This is a genomic window from Chlorobium sp., assembly GCF_049593655.1.
Lineage (GTDB): Bacteria > Bacteroidota > Chlorobiia > Chlorobiales > Chlorobiaceae > Chlorobium.
In genome coordinates this window covers 59,156-66,732 of record NZ_JBAWHG010000015.1, presented here as the reverse complement: position 1 = coordinate 66,732, position 7,577 = coordinate 59,156, and the positions used below count along the sequence as shown (strand labels likewise).

Annotated in this window: 5 protein-coding genes and 1 pseudogene; all 6 read right to left on the bottom strand. The window is 56.2% G+C overall.

Features of this window, described 5'->3' with window-relative positions; all coding sequences use genetic code 11:
* The coding region (locus WBP50_RS02555) for a sulfate ABC transporter substrate-binding protein (protein ID WP_423931497.1) at nucleotides 1–814 on the bottom strand (814 nt) is incomplete at its 3' end.
* 322 nt (nucleotides 815–1,136) lie between these two features.
* Nucleotides 1,137–1,902, bottom strand: a pseudogene (locus tag WBP50_RS02550) (HesA/MoeB/ThiF family protein).
* Between the two features lie 32 nt (nucleotides 1,903–1,934).
* Nucleotides 1,935–3,935 carry a SufS family cysteine desulfurase gene (locus tag WBP50_RS02545; protein WP_423931496.1) on the bottom strand — a complete coding sequence of 667 codons (2,001 nt, stop codon included), beginning with the start codon at nucleotides 3,933–3,935 and terminating at the stop codon, nucleotides 1,935–1,937.
* Nucleotides 3,936–4,024: 89 nt separating this feature from the next.
* Entirely contained in the window at nucleotides 4,025–5,479 is a 1,455-nt protein-coding gene (locus WBP50_RS02540; protein ID WP_423931495.1) for a family 2B encapsulin nanocompartment shell protein, read from the bottom strand.
* Nucleotides 5,480–5,531: 52 nt separating this feature from the next.
* On the bottom strand, nucleotides 5,532–6,443 hold the full coding sequence (gene epsC / locus WBP50_RS02535; RefSeq protein WP_423931494.1) for a serine O-acetyltransferase EpsC: 912 nt from the start codon (nucleotides 6,441–6,443) through the stop codon (nucleotides 5,532–5,534).
* Nucleotides 6,444–6,602: 159 nt separating this feature from the next.
* On the bottom strand, nucleotides 6,603–7,556 hold the full coding sequence (cysK, locus tag WBP50_RS02530; RefSeq protein WP_423931493.1) for a cysteine synthase A: 954 nt from the start codon (nucleotides 7,554–7,556) through the stop codon (nucleotides 6,603–6,605).
* Nucleotides 7,557–7,577 lie beyond the last annotated feature (21 nt).

Genomic DNA, 7,577 nt, shown 5'->3' with positions numbered 1-7,577 from the left:
GATATGCCTGCGCTATTTTTCTTGTGCCGCGCCTGTCTACGTTTTTGTCGACGATGGCCACGGGCGGTTCGGCAAGAATGCTGACGGAAGGAGCCACGATTTCGAATTTGTCCGATCCGAACTCCCTGAGGATAAGGTGTGCCTCGTTTTCCCACGCGAGCAGCACATCGCCGAGTCCTCTCTGGGCAAAGGTGAGAGTCGATCCTCTGGCTCCGGTGTCCAGGACGGGTACGTTCCTGTAGAGCGATTTGACAAAGGCTTTCGCCCGAACGGCCGAACCGGTCTGTTTCTGCTTGTACCCCCAGGCCGCCAGATAATTCCATCGTGCCCCTCCCGATGTTTTCGGGTTTGGCGTTATGACCGAAACGCCCGGCTTGACGAGATCATCCCATGTTTTTACCTGTTTCGGGTTCCCTTTTCTGACGACGAACACGATTGTCGATGTATAGGGAGTGCTGTTGTCGGGCAGCCGTTTCTGCCAGTTCGGCGCAATCAGTCTGCTGTCCGAAATGGCGTCGATGTCATAGGCGAGCGCAAGCGTGACGACATCGGCTTCAAGTCCGTCGATCACCGCCCGCGCCTGCTTTCCGGAACCTCCGTGCGACTGGTTGATGATTACCGTCTGTCCGGTTTTCTTTTTCCAGTAGCGGGCAAACGCCGCGTTTTCGCTCTGATAGAGTTCCCTTGTGGGGTCATAGGATACGTTCAGCAGCGTCGTGCTTCCCGCAGCAGCCAGAGCGGTATGGCCCGTCACACCTGATGAGAGGAGTATCGCTGCTGCCATCAGGATTTTTTTTGTCCATTGCTGTTTCATGAGTATTTGTCCTTGATTTATGCTGTTAGTGGTGAATAAGGCAATAAAAAAGCCGGTTCTCTTTTTTCAGGGAATCGGCTGTAACGGAAACGACAGGCATATATGCCGGTTATGGCATCGATACTGGCGGTTTTCCGGTACAGTTTTCCTCTGTTTCTCTTTTGGGACAACAGCAGGTGAAGGTGAAGTCGCGGCCGTTCATAATGTTTTCGTTCAGGTGTTTATTGTTCAGTGCCGGACAAGTAACGCATCCTTTCCGATAACTCCGATGCCTGTACCATAAAAATACCGCCATTACGGTATAGGGCTCCCGGAAGGATCTTCATTCGCTTGATGTCGAGGGCGACCGGTCGCCGCACAGGGGGCATTGCGGGTCTCTGCGTACCCTGATTTTCCGGAAATTCATGGAAAGCGCATCGAAGGTCAGAAGGGTGTCGGTAAGGGGTTGACCCGTCGAGAGAAGGTGCTTTATGGCTTCGGTAGCCTGTATGCTGCCAATCACGCCCGGCACCGCTCCGAGAGGTCCCCGGGGTTCCTGGCTGCCGGTTTCAGTACGTTCATGAAAAAGGCACCGGTAACATGCCGTTCCTGCCGGGATGCACCGTTATGGTCTGTCCGAAGAATTTCAGGATTCCCGCATGGGAATAGGGCTTTCCGGCGTTGTGGCAGTATTCCGGTATCAGGAATTTCGCCTCGAAATTATCCGTGACATCGATAATGAAATCGTAACCGGCAATGATTTCTGCGGAGTTTTGCCTCGAAAGCCGTAAGGGAATGCACTCGATTTTGCATTCGGGGTTGAGTTTTCTCAGGGTTTCTTCAGCCGAAAGAACCTTTGGTTTTCCAATGGAGCCTGTTGTGTGCAGTATCTGACGCTGCAGATTGCTGATATCGACCAGATCGGGATCGACGATGCCCAGCGTGCCGATTCCGGCAGCGGCCAGATAGAGCGCCGCAGGGGAGCCAAGTCCCCCTGCGCCGACAACGAGAACCCTGCCTTTGCCGAGTTTCTCCTGGCCCTTCCGCCCGATCTCCGAAAGTGAGAGATGGCGGGCATAGCGCTGTTTCTGAAGTTCGGTGAGAGACAAGGCTGGTTCTCCTCTTGTTGACCGGTAACGGGTTATCTGTACCGCAGGTTGCGCACTGCATCGGCAAGGCGGTCGATTTCTTCCCTGGTGTTGTAGAAAGCCAGTGACGGGCGTACCGTCCCTTCGACGCCGAAGTGGCGGAGAGAGGGCTGTGTACAGTGATGGCCGGCGCGAACGGCAATGCCTTCCCTGTCGAGAAGCTTGCCGACTTCTTCATTGGGAAGATTGTTCAGAACGAATGAGAGCACGCCGACCTTGCTGGCGGCGGTGCCGATGATACGGAGACCCGGAATTTCCTGAAGTTGCTCCGTTGCATATTTCGTCAGATCGTGTTCGTAGCGGCTGATATGTTCAAGCCCGATTTTTCTGACATAGTCAAGGGCGGCCCCGAGGCCTACCGCATCTGCGACAGACGGGGTTCCGGCTTCGAATTTTGCCGGAACCCCGTTGTAGAGGGTCTCCTCGAAACGGACATCCCGGATCATGTTGCCGCCGCCCTGCCAGGGAGGCATGGTTTCCAGCACCTCGCGTTTGCCGTATACCACGCCGATGCCGGTCGGCGCAAAGATCTTGTGGCCGGAAAAAACAAAAAAATCGGCATCGAGGTCCTGGACATTGACCGGAATATGGGCGACCGACTGCGCTCCGTCGATCAGTATCTTCACGTCGAAGCGTCTGGCGATCCGGATCATTTCCTTTACGGGAAGGATGGTGCCGAGGCCGTTCGACGCCTGGGTGAGCGAAACGAACCGGGTCCGGGGGCCGAGCAGCTTCGTGTACTCGTCGAGTATGATCTCTCCGCGGCTGTTGACCGGAATCACCTTGATGCGCGCGCCGGTCTCCTTTGCAACCATCTGCCAGGGTACGATATTGGCGTGATGCTCAAGGATGGAAAGCACGATTTCATCCCCTGGCTGCAGGAACCTGCGTCCCCAGCTCTGGGCCACGAGGTTGATTCCTTCGGTAGTACCGCGCACGAAAATGATCTCCGAAGCGGATGACGCCCCGATGAACTGGCGGACCTTTTCCCTCGTCGCCTCATACGCGTCGGTCGAGCGGGCGGCAAGGGTGTGTGCTCCTCGGTGGATATTCGAGTTGTCCAGGGCATAGAAGTTGCTGACGGCATTGATGACGCTCCACGGTTTTTGTGTTGTTGCCGCATTGTCGAGCCAGACGAGGTCCCTGCCGTGAATTTTCTGGTGCAGCACCGGAAAATCCCTGCGTATGGTCGCAACGTCGAAAACATCCGTTTCGCTTACCGCCGGCTGTTCCTTGCCCCTCAGGAAATAGTGGCTGTCCGCGAGTCCGGAGGGAAGTCCGAACGCGTTGAGGAGCGGCTTCTGTTTCGCGTCGGGTTCGCCCGTCCATCCAGGGTAGATGTCCGCGCCGGGTACCGCCGGCCCTGCCGATGCCTGATAGCCGTGAACAGGGGGTTTTCCTGAAAGATCACCACTCGCAAGCTCCGCGTAATGCCTCAGGGATTGAAAAATCCTGTCGAGTCCAGGGCTTTGATCCTCGCCGGAGAAATTCCGGTAAAGCTTTTCCGCATAGCAGGTTCCTTCGGCTTCCGGATTCTGCGGACTGGAGGAGGTATTCCGCTGCAAGGCCTCGTCGATGTCGTGCGACCGGTTTCCGTTTTCCGAATAGTTCTGCTGTTCCGTGAGTTTGTTCGCGTGGTGTTCCAGGGGCTCCGGCTCTTTTTCCTCGCGGGTTCCGAGGAAATACAGCTCTTCCGGATTTTCGGGGAAAACGGATTTCCGCTCCCGGCCGTGCGGCTGCAGCAAGGGCAACCCGGACAAGTCCGGCTGCTCATAGTCAGGGCTCCTTTCCGTTCCTTCGGCAATTGCCGCTTTTTCACGGACCGATCCGGCAAGGCCGGAAGGCGCATGTTCGGCATCGGTTTCGAATTTCGGCAGGCTGCCCGCTTCGGGAAGTTCGTTGAACAGCCTGCTTGCAAGCCGGGCGATGAAAACCGGATTCAGCTCTTCGCTGCCGTTTACCCGGCTGTCGGGGTATTCATGTTCTCTTGTCATGGTATAACTGGCATGCCCGCGAGGCCTCCGTGGAGAGCCCCGTGAGCGGTTGGACCTGTTTGTGTGGCGTTTTTTTTTGTATTACCGGTTTATTTGGTTTTGATCGCCGTTTTGCGGTGTTCGTAGTCGTGGTAATAACCCACTTCCACGTTTTCAAGAACGGCCAGCGCGTCATCGGTCAGTACCGCCAGCGACGAATAGAGCGTCAGGAGGTAGGATGCGACGCCGAGCTTGTCGAGTCCCATGAGCCTTGCCGAAAGACTCGGACTGATCTCTCCGGGGATGCCTGCCTGGTGAAGGCCTACCACGCCCTGCTCGTTTTCTCCGACGCGAAGCAGCAGGATGCTGGTTGTGCCCAGACCGGCCTTGTTCTTGTTGATCTCGATCTTGTCGCTTGAGATCAGCGGCACGCCGCGCCAGGTAAGGAAAGGAGAGCCGAACAGGTTGATGGTCGGCGGTGGCACGCCGCGCCAGGTGCATTCGCGCTCAAAAGCCGCGATGGCTTTCGGATGGGCAAGGAAGAATGCCGGTTTTTTCCACACCTTCGTGAGCAGGTCGTCGAGATCGTCGGGAGTCGGCGTTCCGTACCGGGTGCTGATGCGCTGTCCGGGATCGACGGAGTGCAGCAGTCCGAACTCCCTGTTGTTGATGAACTCCCATTCCTGGCGCTCCTTGATGCCTTCGATCGTCAGACGCATCTGCTGCTCGATCTGGTTGTAAGGCTCGTTGTAGAGATCGGATACTCTCGTATGCACGCGCACGACCGTCTGGATCGCCTGCAGCGAGTATTCCCTCGGCTTGTTCGAGTAATCGACATAGGTTTCCGGAATTTCGACATCCTCGTCAAAACCGGCGACGAGGTCGATGTGCTTTTCGCCGTGCTTGTTGACCGTCGAGCGGATTTTCAGGTATTCTTCAACCGCTTTTTCGAAAGAATCCCTCAGGGAAGAGGAGCCCTTGAACAGTTTTTCGATATCGGTGCTGGAAAGGGAGAAAAAGGATACCGGCGTGAGGGTGCGGATAGTGACCGTCGAAGGCTTCCGGGAGACAAGTTCCTCTTCGCCGAAAAATTCGCCTTCCGAGAGCAGTGCGATGCGCAGTTCCTCCCCGTGCAGGCCTTTGCTGAGGATTTCAACCTGACCGTGCGCGATGATGAAGAGCTTGTGTCTCTCTTCTCCTTCGAGAATCAGGGTGTTGCCGAGATCCGACTCCTCCAGGACGAACTTTTTGGCAAGTCCGGCGATGATGCCGTCATCGATCGAAGCGAAAAGCGGAATGCTCTTGAGGGCTTCGGGCTTGAACGAAGGGGTTCCTTCATGGAAGTCTATCCCGATGCGGTCCGGTTTCTGCAGTTCGATTTTCGTGCGGTTGACACGGTAGGTGCCTGAGGAGACATGAACCCACGGGAGGAGCTTCAGAAGCCATCTCGGGGTAATGGACATCATCTGCGGCGGGGTCTTGGTCGTATTGGCAAGGTTTCTTGCCACCTTGGTGGTGACGCTGCGCTGCAGAAGGCTGTTGGGTTCCGGTAATGAGTTTGTCATGGATTGAAATTATAGTTGAAAGGTGATTGCCTGAATCTGGTTATGGTTTATTTCAGATGCCCAGTCCGTCCGTGAAACTGGTTTCAACAGCTTTCTGCTGAAGAATTCTGGAGTGCGGAGGCACGCTTCTGGTCAGCCAGACGTTTCCTCCGATCGTCGAGTTCCTGCCTATGGTGATCCGTCCGAGAATGTTGGCGTTCGAATAGACGACCACATTGTCCTCGATGATAGGGTGACGCGGCACATCCTTGACCGGGTTTCCTGCTGCGTCGATCTCGAATTTTTTCGCGCCCAGCGTGACCCCCTGGTAAAGACGTACGTGATTGCCGATGACGCAGGTTTCGCCGATAACCACCCCTGTTCCATGATCGATACTGAACGATTCTCCGATCACGGCGCCGGGATGGATGTCGATTCCGGTTTCGGAATGGGCCATTTCGGAAATGATCCTCGGTATGAGCGGCACGGAGAGCCTGAGAAGGGCGTGTGCGCTCCGGTGGTTGATCATCGCCCTGATCGAGGGATAGCAGAAAATGATCTCTCCGTGGCTTTTTGCCGCAGGATCTCCGTCATAGATCGCTTTTACGTCGGAGCAGAGGACTCTTCTGATTTCCGGCAGTCCGGCGATGAATCGCATTGCGGTATCGGCCGCTTCCGCAGGCTTTCTGTAGCCGTTTTCCTCTCCGGCATGGAAAAGCCTGACACTGGCAATCTGTTCGCAGAGAAGCCCGAACAGCTTTTCAACCCTTACGCCGAGAAAATGGGGCAGTGACTCCCTGCGCAGAACCGGTCCGCCGAAATACCCCGGAAAGGTGATCGCCCTGATCAGTTCGACGGCTTCACCGAGTCTTTCAATGGAGGGCAGATGATCCCGGCTCTCCGAGAGATAATCGCATTCGGCATCGCCGGCCCGGGACAGTCGGTGTATGGCATCTTCAATGGGGTCTTTTATTTCCCTTGACATAAGATCTCCTGAGGCGGTCTGTACGACCGGATTGTGTGGTTTATCGCCGGAAAATTGCGCTTGGGGGACACGCTCCTGCTCAGCAGGGGAAGGCGTGACGGATGCGCCGCGCTTTCAATGCCGAACAGGAGGTGAACATGACAACCGCTTCGCGGACATTCAGATGGCCGCCGGTTCATTGTCGAACTGGTAGAGCAGGGTGGAGAGGTATCGCTCGCCGGTATCGGGAAGGATGACGACAATTTTCCGCCCTCTGTTCTCTTCCCGAAGCGAAAGCTGCAGCGCCGCATAAACCGCCGCACCGGAAGAGATGCCGACAATGAGCCCCTCGGTCCTGGCAAGAGCGCGGCCTGTACGAAGGGCATCCTCGTTCTTTACGGGAATGATTTCATCGATAATGTCCGTATTGAGGATGTCGGGCACAAAACCTGCCCCGATGCCCTGTATTTTATGAGGGCCCGGTTTTCCTCCGGCGAGCACCTGCGAGTCGAACGGTTCGACGGCAACGATCGAGACTTCGGGATTGCGCTGCCTGAGTACCTCTCCGACCCCGGTGATCGTTCCCCCCGTTCCGACGCCGCTGACGAAAATATCCACCTTGCCGTCCGTATCGTTCCAGATCTCTTCGGCGGTTGTTTTCCGGTGGATTTCGGGGTTCGCAAGATTCCTGAACTGCTGGGGAATGAACGAGTCCTGATATTCGAGATGCAGCTCGTCGGCCTTCCTGATTGCGCCGACCATGCCTTCGGTTCCGGGCGTCAGCACCAGTTCGGCTCCGAGCGCCTTGAGCAGGTTCCTGCGTTCGATGCTCATGGTTTCGGGCATGGTGAGAATCAGCCGGTACCCTTTCGCTGCGGCGATATAGGCGAGCGCAATACCGGTGTTGCCGCTTGTCGGTTCGATGATGACCGTCTCGCTGCCGATCAGTCCCTGCTGTTCGGCGGCCTCGATCATGGAATAACCGATCCGGTCCTTGACGCTGCCGCCCGGGTTGAAGTATTCCAGCTTGGCGATGATGGTTGCAAGCGTATCGTGTTCCCTGTTGAAGTTTTCAAGTTCGAGCAGCGGCGTGTTGCCGATCAGCTCGGTCAGTTTTTTTGCGATGCGTCCCATAAGGTTCGGCGTTTATTGTTG

Excerpts from the sequence above, each read along its gene's own strand:
- WBP50_RS02545 (WP_423931496.1), bottom strand. The coding sequence starts at position 3,935 with ATGACAAGAGAACATGAATACCCCGACAGCCGGGTAAACGGCAGCGAA.
- epsC (WP_423931494.1), bottom strand. The coding sequence starts at position 6,443 with ATGTCAAGGGAAATAAAAGACCCCATTGAAGATGCCATACACCGACTG.
- cysK (WP_423931493.1), bottom strand. The coding sequence starts at position 7,556 with ATGGGACGCATCGCAAAAAAACTGACCGAGCTGATCGGCAACACGCCG.
- WBP50_RS02540 (WP_423931495.1), bottom strand. The coding sequence starts at position 5,479 with ATGACAAACTCATTACCGGAACCCAACAGCCTTCTGCAGCGCAGCGTC.